Below are 20,300 nucleotides of genomic sequence, written 5' to 3'. Positions count from 1 at the left end.
CTGCCCCTTAACCGATCAGGTTTTCAGTGGCTTCCGCTTCCAGATACGGGACGCCGTTGATATTCACGAATTTCGGACTGGTCACGAAATACTTAATTTTGTGCGTGGTGACGCTGCCGCCCTTCGGATCGATATCCAACAGATTGGACAGCTGCAGCTTATTGCCGAACGTTTCCACCTTGATTTCCTCACTGCCGGCTTTGGCATAAAAGAGAAAATCAACCGGCGCAATACCGCGCCACGAACCGGCCGCGCGGGCTTTTGCCGTCAGCACCTGCAGCACCTTAGTGCTGACTTCAATTTCACCTTCCGCCGCCACGTCGCCATCAGTGAAGCCATCAGGCACACCACGGGTCTGCGCAGCAGCGGTGTTATCCGTGATATCGAGAGAAATTTTCTCGATATGGATAAGATCGCCATCCAGATAGCAGTCAAACGACTGGCCGGAAATGCGTTTGCTCATGCGGTAGCCTCCAGGCTGGCATCCAGCATCAGATTGATAGTGATCTGCAGCGGCACTTCATACGTGCGCACCACAATGTAAATATCCACCGCCTTTTTGCTCTTCCAGACAATCGTCACATCCCCATCCTGCGGCGGCTTCACTTCTCCAGGGAACGACACGCCGTTAATGCTGGCAGCGGTGGACATTTCGCGCAGAGGCTTCATGAACAGCGACTGATTGGCCGCAATGCTGCCCGGTGTACTGTTCAGCGCACGATCGGCAATTTTGCTGATAGCCAGCAGGCGGATACGGCGCGCGGCTTTATCGGCAATGCGCAGCGTTTCGATGGATTGATAATCCCCACCTTCAACGTCCAGGGTGCGGCCATCAGCCCAATAAAAGCCGTCGTAATCCGGATACCACATCGGCACACTAAATCGCTGCGCTTCCAGCGCCTGCAGCGTGGCCAGCTCCAGCACTTCACCGGCGCCATCCAGCGGCAATTCATCACTGCCCAGACTCACCAGCGCGCCGGTTTTTACGCGCGCCGGGCTATCGGCAATAGTCACAGCACGATTGCAAAGGCGACCAGCCAGCACGGCGGGATCGTTACCCCACAAACGCGGAACAAGCTGAACGGCCTTTTCTGCAATACCGTCCTGCAGCGTGGACATACGCGCCAGGTAATCCGCCTGCGCTTCATCTTCCTGCATCCCCTGAGTGGCCAGGATGAACCATACCCAGCGGCCAAACTTCGCAATCAGTTCAGAGCGCAGGGTAACGGCCTGGTTAATGGTGGCTTTCGTCGAAACATCATCAGACAACAGCACCCCTTCAACCGAGCAGGAAGCCTGCGCCGCCTTCACCGCGTCCACCCATGCATCCGGCCCGGCATCATCGGCCAGCACATGGACGAACCCCCACCAGTTCTGGCCAGCGTTCGCCATCGCCACCATCACATCACTTTTCAGCTGGCTGTCACTTTCGCCCAGCAGCTTGTCAAAATCGCTCTGGGTGTTCACCGCCAGCGTTTTGCCTACGTTCACAGCGCCTTTCCCGACAAACAGCACACAGCGTTCAACTTCGTTAGTCTCGCCCTGCAGCTGGTTAATCTGGTTAACGCCAACATTTGGCCAGGTCATGCTTTCCCCTTAATATCCTGCGCGTTCACGTTCCAGCCGTAGCCAATGGCCTGCAGCTGCCGCGCCAGCGCTTTGTTAAATTCATCATCTGACATCCCGAGGAACACACGGGCAGGCAGATCGATTGTCCAGCTGGTTTTCACCGCTTTACCGCTCAATTTCCTGATCAGTAGCCCAGCCTGGTCATAAGGCATTGAGGCGGTTATTTCGCCCAGGGTAGGCTTTTTCCAGCGCTTCCCCCTTCGTACCCGATATCCCAGCGCGCGCAATTTCTTTGCCTGCGCGGCCGTCGCCAGTTTTCCCGGCTTGCCTTTCTGCGACTGGCTGGCGCGATTTACCCGCACATGCATCCCATTTTGTTGGGCATAGCCCACGGTACCAGCGGGTACAGGTTTTTCCCCGTTCCGGTAGCCTCCACCCTGCAGGTAGATTCTTACCGCCTGCATTTCCGGCATTTCCCGGATATGCAGCAGCTTCGGCATATTGCGCAGCATCTTCCCTTTGCGCTTTGTCTTACGCCCCGGCCACGCAGTACCATCCGGCGCGGCCTGATTGCGCACATTGCGCTTTGCAGCGGCGATAACGCCATATTTGGCCATTCGCCACAGTAGGCGCTGGCGCTTGCGCGGCGGCAGTTCCATGTTCGCCAGCGCCTTGCGCAGCTCTGCCAGCTGCGTTTTATTCAGCTCGCCGCCCGCTATCATTCCGGCTCACCGAGTGGCGCACCGGCCTGATCCACGGCATAAATATTGCCAGTGACTGCAGTCCAGATTTCTGTGCTGGCCAGTGACCAGCGTTTACCCTCCCACGGAATAACGCCGTTTTCGTCCTCACGGATCACCAGCTCTTCCGCCATTGGCACGGTAAGCACGATAGTGGCCGTTTCTTCGTCCTCCACCGTGACATCCCACTGCGGATCGGTTTCCGTTATCCCGACATCATCAAACAGGTTGCGATCGGCCTCGTTCAGCCACACGGCCATCAGCGCCATCAGCAGCTGCGGCGCGCACAGCCGATACGGGAAACGCTCCCAGCTCAGCACCGCGTCATAACGGATTACCGCCAGGCGGTACTGCTCCAGCCCCAAATCTTTGGCGGCCGGTATGAACTCCATTTCATCCAGCACACTGTCAAAGCGCTGCATCGCGCGGGCTGGCACGTTCTGCCGAAAAAACGCGGTCAGGCTTTCAAGCTGCGTTTGTGTCTCGCTCATACCTTTTTCACCGTTGCCCGTTTAAGCCCTTTCATGCGACGGATCACCACCGAGGATTCCGCCAGCAGCCCGGCGCGGGTTTCCTGGCTTTCCTGCCCTGGATGGCTATCACGCCGCCCCACCGTGGCAAATTCGCCCATTAAATCCGCCTTTCCCCTGGCAAACACCGCTTTGGTGTACTGTGCGCACAGGCCATTCAGCCCGGCCATTGTTACCCCTGGCACATCTGCCGCCAGGGTGTAACCCTTCGCGCGCCAGCTGGCTTCCACGTTCTCCAGCTCCGCATTCACCTCCACTGCGGCAGCAAGTAGTGCCTGTGCGACAGTGGCGGCATCAATATCAACCGGCAGCGCCCGCTGCGCCTGAAAATCCTTTAGATTCAGGTCTGGCCAAAAGCCGTTATTCGTCAGCGGTTCATCCTGGTAATCCAGCGGCTTGCCACTAAACATAAATCCCCCGAAAAAGGCGGGCTGGCCGGTTTCCACGGCGCAGATGCACGGTCTGTGCGCTGCCCTCCACCGCGCCCGCCTGGCTTGCGGTAGTCGTTAACCCTGCGTCAATTTGCGCAGACGTGCGGCAATAGTCTGCCGGGCGGTTTTCACGCTAATTTTGAAATAATGCTTTTCAGCAATAGCCAGCAGTTGATCGGCTTTTTCCAGCGTTTCCACATCGTCCACCCCAGCAGCCGTTTTCCGCCCATCTTCCCCGCGCAGCAGCTCCAGCCCGGCGAATTTGAACCACTTAGCGGTGATCTGCTCATGCAGCCGCCAGGTGTTTGCCACGCGGTCAAAGGTGCGCGAGAAATACGGCTCAATACTTTCCCCGCGTCCGGCAGATTCCTCCGCCCAGGCCAGCATCGTATCGGCCACAAACGTAGGAAAATTGCTGCGCAGCCGCTCCGGCGTGGCCTGCTGCTGGCTGATTGCGATATCAGCCCAATCCAGCGCCTTTTCCAGCTCGCCTACGTCAAACAGCCAGATCACGCACCAGGCCAGTATCGGGTTGGCGTAGCTTTGCCCGCTTGCCAGATAGGCTTCCACGGTAGGCATCCAGCGCGGCAGCAGCACATCACGCTTTAACGCGACACGATCGGCGATCAGCGGCAGGCTTCGGGCCAGCGCCACATCTTTTTCAAGTGCGGCAATCAGTACGTGCATACTTTCGCGGCTGTCCACTGCCTGGCTTTGTTTCAGGCGCTGTTCCGTGGCGATGCGCTGGCTGTGCCGTTGCGCGGGTGAAAGTGCCATTTATCAGCCCTCCGGTTGCTCTGTGACGGTGCCGATTGTTACCGCGCTTTCATCAATCGCGGCGTACAGCTCCGGCTCTTCAACCGCATAGCCTTCGTTGCGCAGGTATTTGTTTTCGTACTGCTTACGGTCTTCAACAAACTCCGCTTTACGCTGGCGCGTGTTGCGCTGGGTGTAGATGTGCAGGTTGCTCAGCGGTGTAACCACCATGCGTTTACCTGGCATGAACGGCGGGATAATGGCCTTACGGCCTGCAATAGTGCTGCCCAGCATCTGCGCCGCAATCTTCTCAGACGGGCGATCTGCTGCCTGATACAGTCGGTACTGCTCCGCTGCCACCAGGTCAGCGCCAACCAGCACCACCAGGCGCGGGTCATTACGGAACTGTGCCGGGATTTTGGTGTTAATCAGATCAGACGCCATAGCATCAAGGCCGCGGTAGTCGCCTTTATCATCAAGCACAATCGGATCGGTCATAATCTGATTGCCACCGTTGAAGGACTTCATGCGGGCATGCCAGCCAATATTCACATCCTCACCCATCGGGTTAGCGACCGGATCAGTGGTTTTGGCCACGCTGGTACCGTTGAAGCCGATGCGCAGCATATCCAGCGCAAACGCCTGATTAGAGAAAGTCTGCACCAGGTTGAAAAACTCGTTTTCCTCGCGCCCGGCGTTAGCCCAGACTGACAACAAATCCCAGCGCAGCGCGGCGCAGCTGTCCGTTTCAACCAGCTTATAGTCGTTACCATCCACACCAACACGACGCATAAAACGCCCGGTTTCATTACGCCCGGTATGCAGTGCGGAAGAACCCACGGAAACCACCTGGCCGGACAACTGATCCACATCGGCGCAGGTAATCATGTTCAGAAACTCGACAGCCTCCAGCAGCGCCAGACGTAGGCTGGTTTCCTGCGGGTCAGTCAGCGAGAAATAAAGACTCGCATCTTCCTGGCCATAACTTTTAGCCAGACCTGTGCAATATTGTTGCATCAGGTTTCGTGCACGTTGATTTAAAAACATAAAACTCCCTCGCTATAACGCGATAAATTAGTTAATCGTTAAGATGTTAAGCGCGGCGAATTAAATATATTTAAACTGCCCCGCTTTCCCCGGAATATTACGCCCTTTATTCGCACCGGGACTTTTATCCAGCGCACTAAAACGCTTAACAATTTCTTCTGCATTATCGCGAATAGCCGCAAACTCTTTGGTATCTACTACTTCGGAAATCATATCTACATCTTCCGACACTGAATTAAGCTGGGCTTCAATTTTACCCACGCGGCCTTCAAGTTCATTAAGAGCGCTAGCCAGTGCCTGAAGTTTATCGTCACTCGCTGGCGCATCTTCCGGTTGCGTTTCATCTTCAAACTTCGGCTTAATACCAAACAATTTCTGCCAGTTCTTCATCTTCTCTTCCTGTTTAATTTTGCCATCATGGGAAATTACACAACTGTAATATCCCCGTTTCGATAATTTGCGCCGCGTGCTAAAGCGCAGCCGTGTAGTGCCAACACTGGCGGGTGTATCAGTCACCGCCAGCCCCTTCAGGTATGTACGCCCACTGCCGCGCCAGTTCTCTTCCGGTTCGATAGAGAAGAAAAGCAGCTGATCTTCATGATTGGCAAAAATCAGGCGCATATTCGGGCAAAGGCTTACATATAATCGCGCCAGCCCATCATCACCGTCGTGCCAGGTGGCTTCCAGCACCTCACCAAAATTGCCGCAATCATCTTCATGTTCCGGCCAGATTAATGCGACATAGTGGCTATAGTCATAGGTTTCCCCCATATCAATAATCCACTGTCGTTTAATATCCCGACCATCGACGGTATCCCCTTCGGTAGCAACACACAGCCAGTCAGTTTTTAAATGAGACATATCCCCCCTTCGCGTTCTCACTGACGCTGCAAATAAATTATTGCTAATTAAACCCGGCAGCGCATTACGCTTTATTCTGTTCAATTCGGATATAAGCCATTACCGAACAGGCACGAATTAACCGCGCCGTTTTTTATCGTTGGCCACGGCATAATTAAATCTATGGCTAAATACTCAGAAGAACTAAAAGGCGTTGCGCGCGCTCTTTACCTGCGCCGCTATACGCCAAAGGAAATTGCATCAGAATTAAATCTGCCGAATACGCGGATCGTTTACTACTGGGCAGAAAAAAACGGCTGGGCGAATTTACTCAGCCATGAAAGCACAGAAGAAGCGATTGAACGCCGTTACCAGCTGCTTGCCAGCCGCGACAATAAAACCGATCTCGACCTGAAAGAAATGGATTTGCTGATTGCTCACGCCACGAAGCTGCGCGCACAAAGCAATAAGCATAAAGAGAAGATGGCCAGCGGCCAGGGGAACGGGCAAGCAGCTGCAGCGCGCGACGGTGGAGACGACGAACCGCGCAGTAAACGCAAATACAAGAAAAACGATATTTCATCACTCACCCAGGACGACTTTGACACCTGGGCAGACGAACATCTTTTTGGTTATCAGAAGCACCTGCGCCAGAACATTGGCCAGGCGGTGCGCAATATCCTGAAAAGCCGCCAGATCGGCGCGACCTGGTACTTTGCATTTGAAGCGTTTGAAAATGCGGTCATGACCGGCGATCCGCAAATCTTCCTTTCCGCATCAAAAGCGCAGGCGGAGGTTTTCCGCTCTTACATCGTCAACATTGCAGAGCAGTATTTTGGCATCACACTGACCGGCAACCCGATCCGCTTAAGCAACGGTGCAGAGCTGCGTTTTCTTTCCACCAACAAAAACACCGCGCAGTCATACAGCGGCCATTTGTACTGTGATGAATATTTCTGGGTACCGAACTTTGCGCGCCTGAACGAAGTGGCCAGCGCAATGGCCACACACGACAAATGGCGCACCACCTACTTTTCCACGCCATCCGCCAAAACGCACCAGGCGTACCCGTTCTGGACAGGTGAAGAGTGGAAGCAAGGCAGCAAGAAACGCAGCGCCATCAAATTTCCGTTATTCGATGAAATGCGCAACGGTGGCCGACTCTGCCCGGATGGCCAGTGGCGCTACATCATCACGATGGAGGACGCGATCGCCGGTGGCTTCAACCTGGCCAACATAGAGAAACTGCGGAACCGGTACAACGAAACCACGTTCAACATGCTCTATATGTGCGTGTTCGTGGACAGCAAAGATTCTGTTTTCAGCTTCTCCGACCTGGAAGCCTGCGGCGTTGAAATTGAGACCTGGCAGGATCATGACCCGGACGCAGCGCGGCCGTTCGGCAATCGCCCCGTATGGGGCGGCTTTGACCCGGCGCGCAGCGGTGATTTGTCCTGTTTCGTGATAATCGCCCCGCCTGAACTGGCTGTGGAGAAGTTCCGCGTACTGGCGGTGTTCAACTGGAAGGGCATGAACTTCCGCTGGCAGGCAAAGCAGATCGAAACCCTGTTCAAAAAATACAACTTTACCTATTTAGGCGTCGACGTGACAGGCATCGGCCAGGGTGTTTTTGACAACATCCAGCACTTTGCCATGCGCGTGGCCGTTCCGATCCGCTACGACCTGAACACCAAAAACCAGCTGGTACTGAAAGCCGCCGATGTGGTCGAAAGCCAGCGTATTGAGTGGGATAAAAACCTGAAAGAGATCCCGGCCAGCTTTATGGCCATTCGACGCACCACCACGCAAAGCGGCAATGCCATGACCTTTGTCGCAGACCGTAGCCCCGAAACTGGCCATGCGGAATCCTTCTGGGCGATTACTCACGCCCTGCACAACGAACCGCTGAACTATGAAAACAAACCAAAATCCCGCTGGGGAGTGAAGAAGGCAGCATGAAGAAAAAGAAATTTGTGAAACGTGGGCAGCGCGCCCAGCAGTCAAAGAAAATGAGCATTATCTCTTTCGGCAAGCCGGAACCGGTACTGACTACCGGCACGGATTACCGGGATATCTGGTACGACAATGGCGCTGACCATTTCACGCAGCCTATTGACCGCCTCGCGCTGGCACAGCTGATTAATCTCAACGGCCAGCACGGCGGCATCATCCACGCCCGCAAAAATATGATTATGTCCGATTACCTGGGCGGCGGTCTGACACACGACGAGCTGGAAGCGGCGACCTTTGATTTTCTGACCTTTGGCGACGTGGCGATCGCAAAAGTGCGCAACGGCTGGGGAGACGTGATCGGGCTGGAAGCGCTGCCCGGCCTTTACCTGCGCCGCCGTAAGGTTCGCGATGCGGATCGCAACGTGCCGGGTGATTACGTGGTACTGCAGGAAGGTGAACCACTGATTTACCCGGAAGAGGACATTATTTTTATCAAGATGTACGACCCGCAGCAGCACATTTACGGCCTGCCTGATTACATCGGCGGCGTACATTCTGCGCTGCTGAACAGTGAGGCCGTCATTTTCCGCCGTCGCTATTACCACAACGGCGCCCATACTGGCGGCATTCTGTATACGCGTGACCCCAGCATGACGGACGAAATGGAAGAGGAAATTGAACAGCAGCTGCGCGACAGCAAAGGGATCGGTAATTTCTCCACCATCCTGGTGAATATCCCTGGCGGAGAAGGTGACGCCATCAAGTTCATCGAAATGGGCGATATTTCGGCCAAAGATGAATTTGCCAGCGTGAAGAACATCAGCGCGCAGGACATACTGAACGCCCACCGCTTCCCGGCCGGGCTGGCGGGTATCGTTCCGCAGAATACCGCAGGGCTGGGCGACCCGGAAAAGGTCGAACGCACATACAAAAAAAACGAGGTACGCCCCCTACAGCGCCGTCTGGCGATGTCGGTGAACAGCGATCCCGAAGTTCCGCCGCGCCTACATCTAAATTTTGCAGATGAATCAACTGATAAGGGTGCAGCATGAGGCGAAACAGGCTAAAATCCAGGCATATTTTGACGGCCGGAGAATGGAACATGCGCGTACTGAAAATTGAATGCCCGGAATGTGGCGCAAAAGCCGTAATCCGTAAAACCAACCGGAAACACCGGCAGATAGCGGATATCTATTGCGCCTGTTCAGATGTGGAGTGTGGGCATACCTTTGTTATGAATTTGACGTTCTCCCACACTCTTAGCCCCAGCGCTAAAACGGGCGACGCTCTGGTTCAGCAGCTGCTTAACTCACTTTCCCCGAACCAAAAGCAAATGGCACTGGACTTACTTAAAGCCGCACCCGCCGCGTGAAACGCCCCCGCTCTGGGGGCTTTTTTCATCATAGGCATCCAGCTTATTTTGCAGATCGGCCGTCAGTTCTCCCAGCCATTCCAGCGCGACATCTTTTTCATCACCAGAGCAGCCGCCCCTTGATACCAATTTGGTGAATAAGGCGATACGCCGCAGCGCTATCGATTCAAACAATAAATCCTGCACAAGCATCCTCCCATGCAACAACTGTATGTTTATACAGTATAAATTTAAGCACGTAATGTGAAATGTAATTTTTCAAATTTCACCTATTAATTGATATATTTCACACGGTTATAGCGTTCACAACGCCTACGCCCACCCCGGCCACAACTCTTGTCCAGCCTCCCCTTTTCTTTCCTGCAGCCGTCCATTTTTATAAAACAACGCAGAGCGGCCATAAATCAGCCCGCCGCCACGCATCAAAATGGCTATTTCTTCATCAGAACCAACATACCCCCGTTTATGCAGTTCCAGTTTTAACCGCCTCCGGGTTCCACCCTCCGTACAGTTATTGACAGAACTCCAAGGGTGATTAAGGTCAAGGTCAAAAGCAGCCTCCGCTGCCGCTTCGGCTAACTTCGCAACCTTCTGCCACTTCACCAGGCGCGTACAAATCTCAGAATCTGGCACGTGAGGGGAATAGATGCCCTGGACGCGCTGCACGTCCTCCGCATATTCATTACCCTGTTTCGTTATCTCATAGGCCAGGCGAACGGTCAGATCCTTACGCGCAACAAACGCCCCGCCCTGGCATTCGGTGTATGCGCGCCAGTCACCTACGTCAGCAGCAAAACGCACGTTGTCCATATCTTCCGTGGGTAGAATCTGCTCTTCCCCCGGCAGGCGGCGCAGTTCACGCCAGACCGTGACCGGCGCACCACCAATCTGCTGAAACTGGCGAATGCGCCAGCGGGATGCCCAGGCCGAAACCGCTTTGGCCATATCGCGCAGGTTCTCCCCGGTTTCATCATCGGTTTCGCCGTCTAGGGAAAAACCATCAATATTTTTCGAAATATATTTGGCGATATAGCCGGTGGCTGACCCCTTTTCCGGATCGATAGGCTCAACGTGAAAACGCGCCTTAAGCGCGTGGGGTGTCTGTAACTCTTCTGAATCGGTGATTCTGGCGTGATAGCAGAGAATATCGCGCACCACATCAACATCTTGCGGGCGCATAAAAAGAAGCATGTGCCAGTGTGGTGTGCCGTCATGGTGTGGCTCTACAACACGGAAGCCAAAAGCATGAATACCGGCGCGAGAGATCGCCGCGCGGGCTTTAGCCCATACGCCGCATAAATAACGCTGGGTATCCTGCGGGCTGCAGCCGTTCCACTGCGATACAAAACCGCCCTTGCTATGTACTGCATGGAAGCGTGAAGGCGCTGTGATGGTGTAGAACTCGCCCGCCAGCCCCTCTTCGTTTGCGATATCTTCAAACCCGCGCATACGCACCATTAGTTCACAGCGACGTATCGCCGGATTGGCCACGCTGCCGTGAACCATATCAGCCAGCGATACTCGATCGCCCTGGTCGTTAATCAGGTCGAATTTTCTGAAAAACTCCGCATTACGCTTTTTCTGCTCTACCCACTCGCCCAGGGTGCTACGGGAAACATACGCGCTGGCCGCTTTCTGCACCTGGCCAACGGCGATCGCGAAATGCTCGCGCTGCACATCACGCGCGCGTTTCAGGCGTAACCGCCACCATTCAGGGGCAATCATGCGCAAAATGCCAGATTCAGCTTTTGGCTGATCCAGCTGGCCTTTGGCCTCAAACTCTTTCCAGTACGGTGGCTGATTGTTCAACATCAGAGAGCATTCACCAAGATTGCGGTATGCCTCCAGGGTGCGGTGATACAGCTCCAGTTCATCTTCCGTGCCGGCCGGCAGCTGATCAGCAAAGTCATACAGACATTCCGCCATCCAGCGCGATACCTGATCGGCCAGCTTTTTCAGCTCGGTACGGTCAAGGGATGGCAAGCGCCCCAGCGCCTTACTGAATGGAAGATCTGAAACGTCAGCGGCCAGCTTGTAGCGCGCGGCTACTTTGCGCAGGCGTGGCAATACGTTCCCGCCGATAGTCTTGCGCAGGAACGTATTGGCACGACGGCGCCCATCACGGCCAGCCAGCAGCTTTTCGTAACGGCTACCAAAATACCCGGCTAACCAGTCGGGTATCTCGTGAAGGTATTGTGAGCGCCAGGCGTAATCCTGCGGGTTTTTAGCCCACAGGCGGCGCTCTGTGATTGTTGCGCCTGCAGGCGTACCCGGCGCGAACGTGTCACGCCGCCAGCTATCGACGGCATGACATTGTTCATTAATGGCCAGCGTCATGCTGCACCCTGGATAGCTGGCGATTTAAGGATCAGCTCGGCGGCAATTTTCTGGCTATCAGCTGCAGCACCAACGCTTCGCGGGGCATTAATACGAATAGCCTGAAAACCAGCATAAAGACAGCGCACGGTTTCAAGGTCGCTGTTTGACGCAACGACATTAATCCCAGCAGCAGACAAGCGGCGCAACTTCCGTGACAAGCGCCCCTGATCCATATGCGAGAAACCGCGCTCGTGATAGGCGGTGAAGTTCCCGGACTCAGTCAGATAAGGCGGATCGCAATAAACCACGTCGTACCCATCCCGAACCATATCAAGGGTTTCTGAATAGCTGGCACATACAAACGTGGCGCGCTTAGCCTTTTCGGCAAACGCTTTAATTTCGTTTTCTGGGAAATATGGTTTCTTGTATTTGCCGTAAGGAACGTTGAAGCGGCCGGATTTGTTATACCGGCACAGACCGTTAAAGCCGTGGCGGTTCAGATAAAGAAACAGCGCTGAGCGCCACTCTGGATCGTCGTTATGGTTGAAAGAATCGCGGTTGTCGTAATAGCCTTGCTCGCTGTTATATTTCTCAAACAGAAGCGCAGCACGGTCAATTAGATCAAACGTATTAGTGGCCGCTTCACGGTAAAAACCAATTAAATCCGGGTTAACGTCTGCAATCAGATATTCGTCATACTCCGTATTCATCATTACAGAGCAGGAACCGGCGAACGGCTCCACCAGGCGCTTACCTTCCGGCAGGTGCTGCAGCAGTTGCGGCATCAGGCGGGCTTTGCTGCCCACCCATTTCAGCGGGGTTTTAACGGCCATAATCACCCCCGCAATTCAGCAAGTCAGATACGCCGCCAGATACAACATAGGTTAACGCCTCAAGCGGGGACATTGTGCGGATAGACAGAACCACCCAGCCATCAGTACCCGCGATGACTTCATTTACCGGCAGAACATGGGTAATGGCTGCAGCCCACTCCCGGCCAGTATATTTTCCGTGTTTCCACTCGCACAGAGAAAGGAGATCCCCAACCTTATAGGAGCGGTCATTCTTACGCAGTTCGGCTTTCTTCTGGCCAGCAACAACCGCGTTAAGGTATTTAGGTGCGATTTTTACCTGGTGAATTTTGATAGTCATACAGCACCACCTTTAAACATCTCTTCGGCTATCAGTTCGGCGCTCAATTCATCAAAACAGCGTACTGCAGCAATGGCTTGTGCCAGGCTTTCCGGTGAAGGAAAAAAAAGCCCCGCTTTCGCCGCTTCTTCTTTCCGACGCGCACGCAGTTCATCCAGCCCAGCCAAAGTACGTTTCATGTTTCCGTGGGCCTCAAGTCCCCAAATCAGACGATTCAGTTCAACGTCAGTCAGACGCTCATTCAGTTCCATGCCGCGCCTCCTTTACTGCTGATAGCTGCAGCCTCTTCACGAATCAGTTCGATAATTTCTACGGCGCTCAAACCTTCAACGGCGGCGTGCGTGGCCAGCTTATCCAGGCGGGTAGAAAAGAAATCTGCGGCGGCAGTTCTGCCGTCATGCACGGCGATTTTCAGCATCTCCTGGAAGTTAGCCGCGGGAGTAGAAACGGTAATATCTCTGCGAATCTGGGCCATATCGGTTTCCTTAAGGCAAAAGAACCCCCGGCCACCAAAGCGATGGCCAAAAATTCAGGTAGCTAATTAGTGAAGAAAGGTGGTGTTAGTGACTGCGGTATAGTTCGGTGCCGGTATTCGGTGCAATTCAAAAGCATGCCGCCACCACTCCTGGATCATTGCCTTAATTTCACCAGCACCAAGCGAACCAGCGGCATAGAAAACCGCGCGGATTCCGGCAACGGCTTCAATCTGTGATTCTTTGCTTTCGGCCTCGCGGTATACGCAGCACCAGAAAGCAGCGTTAAGCGCAAGCCAATGGCGCTGATTAGTAAGATGCTCGGTATCGTTAAAAAAGAATGGATGCAGACTTATCCGACCATTTGCGACGATGCTCTTATCAAAAAACGCTTCCTCGTATTCGAATGGAACACGCCACGCAGATAGCTCTTTTGCCAAAATCTTGCGATCAACTGAAATAATGCTCATTCCTGAACTCCCTGCTGTTTTGCCAGCATTGTCAATACTGCGTTCGGTGCGACAACCATCTGCACCTCGCTGTTATGGATTGGATTGCACTGCTTGCGCGGTTCAGACCGTGCAGCTGTGCGGCGGGAAAAGTCGCTATCACGCAACGAACCGAAACCCTCAAACGTAACGCGCGCATGGGAAATGCCCTGGCGCAGCTGAATCATCGCCCGATAGTCGAGGCGCTCGAACAGCTCCCGCCAGCTGCAGCGGCTTAATGCTGCTTTGAACACATCAGATCCGGAATTAACGCCAGCAGCGTGAAGCACTACGCCGCGCCATTCCGATGTTAACTTGTCCCACCAATCCGCCGCTGCGCTGCTGTTACTAAAATGCTTGCGCCGAATGCGCGCCAGCTGCGCCAGGTTCTTTTCCTGCTGTGTCTTGTTAACGGCCATTGCGCCCCCTTGCCAGAATCGCGGCGATGGATGAAACAAAATGCAGGACGCGGCCAGCTTTCTGCGGCTGGTGAGCATTGACGTTGAATTTGTAGGAGTGGCCAGGGTTCCAGCGCTGTCCGTTCGGCAGCTCCAGCCAGCCAGTGGAACCGCTGGCCAACTGTGGCGGCGGTGACTGGCGTTTGAGGTAAGTAACAAACGGTTTTATATTCATAGCGATCCCTCACATCAGGCCAGCAGCGCCGCTTGTCACAACATCGACAGCAGCGGCCAGAACCGGCGCGGATTGGAAACGGCTTTCGACGGCATACGCCAGCACTGAAAGGCTGCGGATAGCGTCACGGGCACGATCAAGGATTTGATTCTTACGGTCAGCGGTCATGCGTTCTTCTGATACCGCTTGCCCAGCAATCGCGCCAACGTGGGCGGTAGCTGTCAGCGCGCAATACTGCATATTTTCGCCGGTAGCGTTATTTACCGGTACAGATGGCAGGCAGTTGATTTGGCTCAACAGCCCATCAAGCAAGCGCGCATCTTCGGTGTAATCGGTAATAGCCAGCAGCTCGTCACAGGTAAGGCGATGCGGTTGAACCGGGTTTAACTTATTGCGCAGGATCTGTGGACGCATACCAATAGCAGCGGCCACATCTTCCAAATTGTGCGACAGCGTAAACGCTCGGCAAGCAGCATCAAAATGTGCATGTTTGGAAGTTTGGTAATCAAACATAGTCAGCACCCTCTCAGCGTTTCAAAATCGAGTCAGTTAAGTACGATGTTGCAACCCGCAAGAGCGTCTATGGTCATAGCCGCAATATTGATCATCACTTTTTCACGCTTTTTATCTTTACGAAGGCGGTGTCTAACTAAACGGCCATCGGCAAGCATTGCATTGATGGTATCGATGGATAACCCTGTGAGTTCGCTATACTTTTCTACTGATACAGATGGTACTGCCAATGTGATTGAAATATGGTTAGTCATAAGGCAACATCTCCCTTTTTAGCTGTGTTGAGTGATAATGAACCCTCGTTAATCACATTTTGAAATCACGCAGACTATATGATCACATTTTGAAATCGTCAACCTAAAAAGTTGTCAAGGTGAAATCAATGGACTTTAGTACAGGTGGAAGAGGTGCAATTGAAAGAATGGTGGAAGCCTATGGCTTCACCACTAGGCAGTTGCTATGTAAACAGTTGGGCGTTTCGAAAAGCAGCCTAGCCACCAGATACATGAGAGATTCGTTCCCTTCTGATTGGGTTATCCAATGTGCCCTTGAAACAGGCTCATCACTTGAGTGGTTAGTAACCGGTATCGGAAGTATGAAAAACGACTTAACTTCCGATGTAGTCCGTTTACCTCACAAAAAAATTATCGAAGGGAAAATGCTCGACTCTTCTTTTTATTTTTTTGACAAAGCCTTGTTGCCACAAGACCTGTATAAACCTGTAATTATTTCGGAAGGTAACGATATTTTCCTTACGGACTTCGGCTTCACTGAATTAACTGATGGGAAATGGATTCTTGAAATTGAGGGTAAAATGAGCATCCGCAGCATTACTCGAATCCCGGTGGGAAAAATTAAGGTTGATAACGACAAATCTTCTTTTGAGTGTTCTTTGGAAGATATAAAAATTATAGCAAAGTGGCATTCCACTCTTTTTTCCCATTAATATTCGCTACTGGAAAATCATTATGACTAACACAAGCAATAAAGTTGAACGTGGTATCATTACCTTCTTTGATTTTGAGAAATTCGGTCTTTATCAGATATTACAAGGAAAGCCACCAAAGTTAATGGAGTCAAATATGGACTCAGTTTTGGAGGGTTTAAGAGAGTGGATCTCTTCTCGTTCAGTTTTACAGTCTGTACCGTGGGGAAATCAAAGCAATCGAAGAATTAAAGCTTTTTGTAAAAATCTATCTTATGATAAAGAAACAGGTGATTATTTATTTGTTATCTGGAAAACGATCGGAGATAGTAAAGGTGATATCCAAGGTATAGAAGCCAATAGCATGATAGATGAAACCTCAGACAATGTTGTTTCAGCTTCTGAAACGCAGGATGGAAAAAATTACATCTGGGGTCTTCCTTGTTACTACTGGGTTATACCTGAATACAATAAAGTTGCTTCCATTAGATTTCCTAGCTCCTATGCTGACACGGATCTTTTCTGTCAATACATAAAAGCTTACGTTGATTATAGGTTTGAGGATCCTTGTAAAGTCATTCATGATATAGAAATACCGCGGAAAGGTAATCCTGAACCCTCAATGTTCAAGCGGGTATTTTTTAAAAAAGGAAAACATAGCCTAACTTTCAAAGTTTTGGCAAAACAGACGCGAAAAATAACAAAAGGTGCAAATATTGCAGAACTTTGCAAAAAGATCACACATATAGTTTATCATGATGTGATTGAAACTAACGTTCCTGACTCAAGAACAGAATGGCAGAAATTATTTGATAAATTTGGAGGCATATTTTCCAATAGTTCTCCTGTGTTATCGAAAAGACATAAAGTTGAATTATTAGTAGAAGGCCAACCTTCGCCGGAAGAGTTTGAACGACTAATTGAAGAATATTTGGAGGATTACGATCCAGTAGAAATCTCAGAAAATGACGTTACTGTTTCCGATGATAGCACTGATGAGAAACAAGATAAAAATCAGGTACGTATAGGCTTTAAGGTTAATGGTAAAAACGGTGCAACTACCTGGCTTGACGAATATGTTTTACGTCATGAAATTTATACTAGCCTTGGTAATAGAAACAAACATTATTCTTCATCTTATTTGTTGAGTATAGTTAAAAGCCATAGAAAAGATTTAATTGATTATTTAAAAGAAGATAATATTAAAGAAACGGATGAAGAATTAAGTTATACTAAAGCAGATAACGACGGAGAAGGGAACGTTACAGGTTTGGGGGCTTAATATGATATTAAAACATTGGAAAAAGCATCTCTTGTTAATAGCATTGTTTGGTTATATCGCTATTAACTTTGGTGCGCTTTATAAATATAGTGATATAAAAGATGTGTTATCTACATTGCAAAATATATCAGCCATGATTTTTACTATTGCCGGAATTTGGCTCGCATACATATACCCTAAAGCAATCTCTGCAATTGTTAAGCCATCTACTTTAAATAGAGAAAGACTTGGTGATACTTCATCAAGTAATGAGGTGGTCATTTCAGAAAAACCTCTGACAACTGAAGAAAGAAAATCCATAGACAAAGATATCAAGCGTATCACCATGATCGTTGAGACAATTATTGTTTCTGCTTTTGTAATATTCGCCATCGTTTTAATTAACGCATTTAAACCTATTCTTTCTAACTTTGACTTAGTTAAAAACAACTTAGAAATATTCAATAAATTTGGTTGTTTCGTATCACTTTCCTTAGTCTATTTACAGCTAGTATCTTTATTCACGATTATTTCTAGCAACGTAGTTTTCTTGAACGACATTCATAATGAGAAAAATGATAACGAACTTAATCGACTTAAATAATCAATGTTTAAGTCGATGTTTCTTATACATTGACACTGTATATATGACCAGTAAACTCTCCTAAATTTTTAGGAGAGTTTATGGCTATAAGAAAACAGAATAATGGAAAGTGGTTATGTGAATGCTACCCTGCCGGACGTTCTGGACGCAGGATACGAAAACAATTTGCAACCAAAGGTGAGGCAATGGCCTTTGAGCGCCACACAATGGATGAAACCGCCTCTAAACCGTGGCTGGGTGATGTTGTTGATCGCCGCTCTTTAAAAGACATTGTGAACCTCTGGTATAAACTGCACGGTATATCTCTTTCGGCTGGCGAACACGTATACGGAAAACTACTGCTGATCGTAGACGCACTAGGAAACCCTCAGGCTACATCGCTAACCCCAAAAATGTTTGCTCATTACCGCGATAAACGCCTAACCGGAGAGATTTATTTCAGTGAAAAATGGAAGAATGGCGCTAGCCCTGTAACGGTTAATCTTGAGCAAAGTTATTTAAGTGGTGCCTTTAGTGAACTGATACGCCTAGGCGAATGGCTCCAGCCAAACCCTCTTGAAAACATGCGAAAATTTACCATTGCTGAAAAGGAAATGGCCTGGCTGACTCATGACCAGATTGCAGAGCTTCTGTATGACTGCCAGCGTCAGAACGAGCTGTTGACGCTGGTTGTGAAAATTTGCCTCAGTACAGGGGCTAGATGGAGAGAAGCTGTCAATCTGACAAGGTCTCAGGTAACGAAGTACCGCATCACCTTCACCAGAACGAAGGGAAAGAAAAACCGAAGCATCCCTATCAGCAAGGAGCTATATGAAGAGATCACCGCTCTAAAGGGGTTCAAGTTTTTTGATGATTACTATTTTCAATTTGCATCAGTGATGGATAAAACTTCTATCATCTTGCCGCGTGGCCAGCTAACACACGTTCTTCGCCACACCTTTGCAGCTCACTTTATGATGTCCGGGGGAAACATACTCGCCCTGCAAAAAATACTGGGGCACCACGATATAAAAATGACTATGCGCTATGCCCACCTCGCGCCAGATCACCTTGAAACTGCGTTAAGGTTTAACCCCTTAGCTACTATGCAAAATGGCGATAAAATGGCGGCAGCGGTTGCCACTCCCTAATCTTTAATACTCCTAACTACTCTTTTAACTTATTGATTTTAAAATAAGTAATTGTTTTTCTTAACCCATTTATATAAATGGGTTTTTTGTTGCCTGAAATTCAGTTAACTATAATAAAATCAATACATTAAACTCGATTCGCTTGCATCCCCTCCCCCCTATCCCATACTGAGAGAACACGCACCGAACTATGAGGTGACCTATGTTATTAGCAGGCAAAGTCGCGATTATCTTCGGCGGCAGCGGTGCTATTGGCGGCGCGGTAGCGCATGCCATGGCCCGCGAGGGCGCGCTGGTGCATCTCGCGGCGCGCCATCAGGATAAGCTTGACGCGGTGGCGGAAAGCGTGCGCGCGCAGGGGGGCACTGTCAGCACCTTTACCGTTGACGTACTCGATGAACAGGCGACGCAGCGGCGCGTCGCGCAGCTGGCCGAGCAGTCTCACGGCATCGACGTGGTGGTGAACGCGACCGGCTTTATGCATGAGCAGGGAAAACATCTGGAGCGGCTCTCTCTTGCCGAGTTCAGGCAGGGGATCGATCCGTTTCTGGCCGCCCAGTTTATTATCGCCAAATCGACTGCCCCCTATCTGGGTGGACGCCGCCAGGGGGTGATGCTGACCGTTGTCGCCCCGGCAGCCGCGATGGCAATGCCAGGACATCTGGGACATATCGTGGGCTGTGCGGCAACGGAGGCGTTTATTAAAGCGCTGGCGAGCGAACTTGGCCCACGCAATATCCGCGTGCTCGGCGTACGTTCACACGCAATTATCGGGGCCGTAGAGGCGGGTTCCTATACCGGTGAGATCTTTCGCCAGAAGGCGCAGGCGATGGAACTCACCGTCGACGAATGGCTGGGCGGCGCGGCGCAAGGCACCCTGCTTAAACAATTGCCTACGCTCGAGCAGGTCGCCGGCGTGATAACATTTTTGGCCGCTGACGCCGCCGGGGCCATGACCGCGACTATCGTCAACGTGACCGCTGGCGCGACGCTGAGCTAGCGCAGATTCTCCCCGGCAATGCGCCCCACCATGTTGCGAATATCCTCGCGCGCCAGCGGCTGGCGGTCGGTGACAAAATGCAGCGTCATGCCTTCGATAAAGGCGTCCAGCGCACGGGCCGTCGCCGGGTCAAACCACTGCTCCAGCGTCTGCTGGCTGCGCGTCATCCAGTTCTGCATAATCGCTTTCATCGACGGCGTACTGCTCGCCAGCGCGTACAGCTGATACATCAGTGTCATATTCTTTGGCGTGGTCACCTGGCTGCTGAAAATGATGCCAGCCACGGCATCGCAGGCTTCCGTAGTGTTGGTCACATGGGTGAAAAACGCCGTGTACTCTTCTGACATCCGCTCGGTAAAGGTGCGAAACGCCTCGCCCAGCAGCGCTTCAATGCCGTCGAAATAATAGGTCATCGACCCCAGCGGCACATCGGCGCAGGTGGCGATTTTACGGTGCGTAACCGCATTAATGCCATGCGTGGCGATCGTCTCCAGCGTGGCATCAACAATGCGCTCCCGGCGCAGCGGGTCATTCGGTCGACGAGCCATAATTCTCCTCATTCAG

General features: G+C 51.5%; 28 protein-coding genes. 8 read left to right on the top strand and 20 right to left on the bottom strand.

The window, feature by feature from the left end; genetic code table 11:
• Positions 1 to 7 precede the first annotated feature (7 nt).
• The 8 genes from M989_RS21180 to M989_RS21145 all read right to left on the bottom strand — a co-directional run bounded on the left by M989_RS21180 (position 8) and on the right by M989_RS21145 (position 5,934).
• The gene (locus tag M989_RS21180; RefSeq protein WP_064548609.1) at positions 8 to 463 is read right to left on the bottom strand and encodes a phage protein; all 456 of its coding nucleotides are present in this window, start codon (positions 461 to 463) and stop codon (positions 8 to 10) included.
• Entirely contained in the window at positions 460 to 1,587 is a 1,128-nt protein-coding gene (locus M989_RS21175) for a DUF2586 domain-containing protein (RefSeq protein WP_064548607.1), read from the bottom strand. The genes M989_RS21180 and M989_RS21175 overlap by 4 nt, the downstream gene beginning before the upstream one ends.
• Complete coding sequence (locus M989_RS21170) at positions 1,584 to 2,291, bottom strand: hypothetical protein (protein ID WP_064548605.1); 708 nt, start codon at positions 2,289 to 2,291, stop codon at positions 1,584 to 1,586. Before M989_RS21170 ends, M989_RS21175 begins: the two co-directional genes overlap by 4 nt.
• A complete protein-coding gene (locus tag M989_RS21165; protein WP_064548603.1) occupies positions 2,288 to 2,800 on the bottom strand; it encodes a phage tail protein in 513 nt (170 codons plus the stop codon). The genes M989_RS21170 and M989_RS21165 overlap by 4 nt, the downstream gene beginning before the upstream one ends.
• Positions 2,797 to 3,249, bottom strand: coding sequence for a head completion/stabilization protein (locus tag M989_RS21160; RefSeq protein WP_209438777.1), 453 nt, complete (start codon positions 3,247 to 3,249; stop codon positions 2,797 to 2,799). Before M989_RS21160 ends, M989_RS21165 begins: the two co-directional genes overlap by 4 nt.
• A 96-nt stretch (positions 3,250 to 3,345) precedes the next feature.
• Positions 3,346 to 4,047 carry a phage terminase small subunit gene (gpM, locus tag M989_RS21155; protein ID WP_064548599.1) on the bottom strand — a complete coding sequence of 234 codons (702 nt, stop codon included), beginning with the start codon at positions 4,045 to 4,047 and terminating at the stop codon, positions 3,346 to 3,348.
• A 3-nt stretch (positions 4,048 to 4,050) separates the two neighbouring features.
• Entirely contained in the window at positions 4,051 to 5,073 is a 1,023-nt protein-coding gene (locus M989_RS21150; protein ID WP_064548597.1) for a phage major capsid protein, P2 family, read from the bottom strand.
• Positions 5,074 to 5,133: 60 nt separating this feature from the next.
• On the bottom strand, positions 5,134 to 5,934 hold the full coding sequence (locus M989_RS21145) for a GPO family capsid scaffolding protein (protein ID WP_064548595.1): 801 nt from the start codon (positions 5,932 to 5,934) through the stop codon (positions 5,134 to 5,136).
• 162 nt (positions 5,935 to 6,096) lie between these two features.
• Between M989_RS21145 and M989_RS21140 the strand changes: the two genes are divergently transcribed.
• Genes M989_RS21140 through M989_RS21130 form a run of 3 tightly spaced genes read left to right on the top strand, consistent with a single transcriptional unit; the run spans position 6,097 to position 9,238 of the window.
• Complete coding sequence (locus tag M989_RS21140; RefSeq protein ID WP_064548593.1) at positions 6,097 to 7,872, top strand: terminase large subunit domain-containing protein; 1,776 nt, start codon at positions 6,097 to 6,099, stop codon at positions 7,870 to 7,872.
• Complete coding sequence (locus M989_RS21135; RefSeq protein ID WP_064548590.1) at positions 7,869 to 8,918, top strand: phage portal protein; 1,050 nt, start codon at positions 7,869 to 7,871, stop codon at positions 8,916 to 8,918. The genes M989_RS21140 and M989_RS21135 overlap by 4 nt, the downstream gene beginning before the upstream one ends.
• Complete coding sequence (locus tag M989_RS21130; protein ID WP_064548589.1) at positions 8,915 to 9,238, top strand: Ogr/Delta-like zinc finger protein; 324 nt, start codon at positions 8,915 to 8,917, stop codon at positions 9,236 to 9,238. Before M989_RS21135 ends, M989_RS21130 begins: the two co-directional genes overlap by 4 nt.
• Here M989_RS21130 and M989_RS21125 read toward each other — a convergent pair.
• From M989_RS21125 to M989_RS21075, 11 genes are all read right to left on the bottom strand, one after another.
• Positions 9,212 to 9,430 carry a hypothetical protein gene (locus M989_RS21125; protein WP_083965185.1) on the bottom strand — a complete coding sequence of 73 codons (219 nt, stop codon included), beginning with the start codon at positions 9,428 to 9,430 and terminating at the stop codon, positions 9,212 to 9,214. The two genes, M989_RS21130 and M989_RS21125, sit on opposite strands and share 27 nt — an antisense overlap.
• Before the next feature lie 120 nt (positions 9,431 to 9,550).
• Positions 9,551 to 11,575 carry a replication endonuclease gene (locus M989_RS21120; RefSeq protein ID WP_064548588.1) on the bottom strand — a complete coding sequence of 675 codons (2,025 nt, stop codon included), beginning with the start codon at positions 11,573 to 11,575 and terminating at the stop codon, positions 9,551 to 9,553.
• Positions 11,572 to 12,390 (bottom strand): DNA adenine methylase, encoded by an 819-nt coding sequence (locus tag M989_RS21115; protein WP_064548586.1) that lies wholly within the window; start codon positions 12,388 to 12,390, stop codon positions 11,572 to 11,574. Before M989_RS21115 ends, M989_RS21120 begins: the two co-directional genes overlap by 4 nt.
• Positions 12,380 to 12,709: a DUF3850 domain-containing protein gene (locus tag M989_RS21110; protein WP_064548584.1), complete on the bottom strand. Its 330-nt coding sequence runs from the start codon at positions 12,707 to 12,709 to the stop codon at positions 12,380 to 12,382. The genes M989_RS21115 and M989_RS21110 overlap by 11 nt, the downstream gene beginning before the upstream one ends.
• Positions 12,706 to 12,960, bottom strand: coding sequence for a hypothetical protein (locus M989_RS21105; protein WP_064548582.1), 255 nt, complete (start codon positions 12,958 to 12,960; stop codon positions 12,706 to 12,708). Before M989_RS21105 ends, M989_RS21110 begins: the two co-directional genes overlap by 4 nt.
• Positions 12,951 to 13,184: a DUF2732 family protein gene (locus tag M989_RS21100; protein WP_064548580.1), complete on the bottom strand. Its 234-nt coding sequence runs from the start codon at positions 13,182 to 13,184 to the stop codon at positions 12,951 to 12,953. The genes M989_RS21105 and M989_RS21100 overlap by 10 nt, the downstream gene beginning before the upstream one ends.
• Before the next feature lie 66 nt (positions 13,185 to 13,250).
• Positions 13,251 to 13,652 (bottom strand): hypothetical protein, encoded by a 402-nt coding sequence (locus tag M989_RS21095; RefSeq protein ID WP_064548578.1) that lies wholly within the window; start codon positions 13,650 to 13,652, stop codon positions 13,251 to 13,253.
• On the bottom strand, positions 13,649 to 14,089 hold the full coding sequence (locus tag M989_RS21090) for a hypothetical protein (protein WP_064548577.1): 441 nt from the start codon (positions 14,087 to 14,089) through the stop codon (positions 13,649 to 13,651). The genes M989_RS21095 and M989_RS21090 overlap by 4 nt, the downstream gene beginning before the upstream one ends.
• Positions 14,079 to 14,297, bottom strand: coding sequence for a phage filamentation protein Fil family protein (locus M989_RS21085; protein WP_064548729.1), 219 nt, complete (start codon positions 14,295 to 14,297; stop codon positions 14,079 to 14,081). The genes M989_RS21090 and M989_RS21085 overlap by 11 nt, the downstream gene beginning before the upstream one ends.
• A gap of 15 nt (positions 14,298 to 14,312) precedes the next feature.
• Positions 14,313 to 14,816 carry a phage regulatory CII family protein gene (locus M989_RS21080; RefSeq protein WP_064548576.1) on the bottom strand — a complete coding sequence of 168 codons (504 nt, stop codon included), beginning with the start codon at positions 14,814 to 14,816 and terminating at the stop codon, positions 14,313 to 14,315.
• Positions 14,817 to 14,848: 32 nt separating this feature from the next.
• On the bottom strand, positions 14,849 to 15,070 hold the full coding sequence (locus M989_RS21075) for a hypothetical protein (protein ID WP_064548572.1): 222 nt from the start codon (positions 15,068 to 15,070) through the stop codon (positions 14,849 to 14,851).
• 128 nt (positions 15,071 to 15,198) lie between these two features.
• Between M989_RS21075 and M989_RS21070 the strand changes: the two genes are divergently transcribed.
• The 5 genes from M989_RS21070 (at position 15,199) to M989_RS21050 (ending at position 19,736) form a co-directional block, all read left to right on the top strand.
• A complete protein-coding gene (locus M989_RS21070; protein ID WP_064548570.1) occupies positions 15,199 to 15,762 on the top strand; it encodes a phage repressor protein CI in 564 nt (187 codons plus the stop codon).
• Positions 15,763 to 15,784: 22 nt separating this feature from the next.
• Positions 15,785 to 17,023 (top strand): hypothetical protein, encoded by a 1,239-nt coding sequence (locus M989_RS21065; RefSeq protein ID WP_064548569.1) that lies wholly within the window; start codon positions 15,785 to 15,787, stop codon positions 17,021 to 17,023.
• A 1-nt stretch (position 17,024) separates the two neighbouring features.
• Entirely contained in the window at positions 17,025 to 17,606 is a 582-nt protein-coding gene (locus tag M989_RS21060; RefSeq protein WP_064548568.1) for a hypothetical protein, read from the top strand.
• A gap of 80 nt (positions 17,607 to 17,686) precedes the next feature.
• Positions 17,687 to 18,736 carry a phage integrase gene (locus M989_RS21055; RefSeq protein WP_064548565.1) on the top strand — a complete coding sequence of 350 codons (1,050 nt, stop codon included), beginning with the start codon at positions 17,687 to 17,689 and terminating at the stop codon, positions 18,734 to 18,736.
• A 202-nt stretch (positions 18,737 to 18,938) separates the two neighbouring features.
• The gene (locus tag M989_RS21050; RefSeq protein ID WP_064548563.1) at positions 18,939 to 19,736 is read left to right on the top strand and encodes an SDR family NAD(P)-dependent oxidoreductase; all 798 of its coding nucleotides are present in this window, start codon (positions 18,939 to 18,941) and stop codon (positions 19,734 to 19,736) included.
• On the opposite strand, the gene M989_RS21045 is transcribed toward M989_RS21050, so the two are convergent.
• Complete coding sequence (locus tag M989_RS21045; RefSeq protein WP_064548561.1) at positions 19,733 to 20,284, bottom strand: TetR/AcrR family transcriptional regulator; 552 nt, start codon at positions 20,282 to 20,284, stop codon at positions 19,733 to 19,735. The two genes, M989_RS21050 and M989_RS21045, sit on opposite strands and share 4 nt — an antisense overlap.
• Positions 20,285 to 20,300 lie beyond the last annotated feature (16 nt).

Source organism: Kluyvera georgiana ATCC 51603 (genome assembly GCF_001654985.1).
Classification (GTDB): Bacteria; Pseudomonadota; Gammaproteobacteria; order Enterobacterales; family Enterobacteriaceae; genus Kluyvera; species Kluyvera georgiana.
This window is presented reverse-complemented; position numbering and strand designations above follow the sequence as displayed.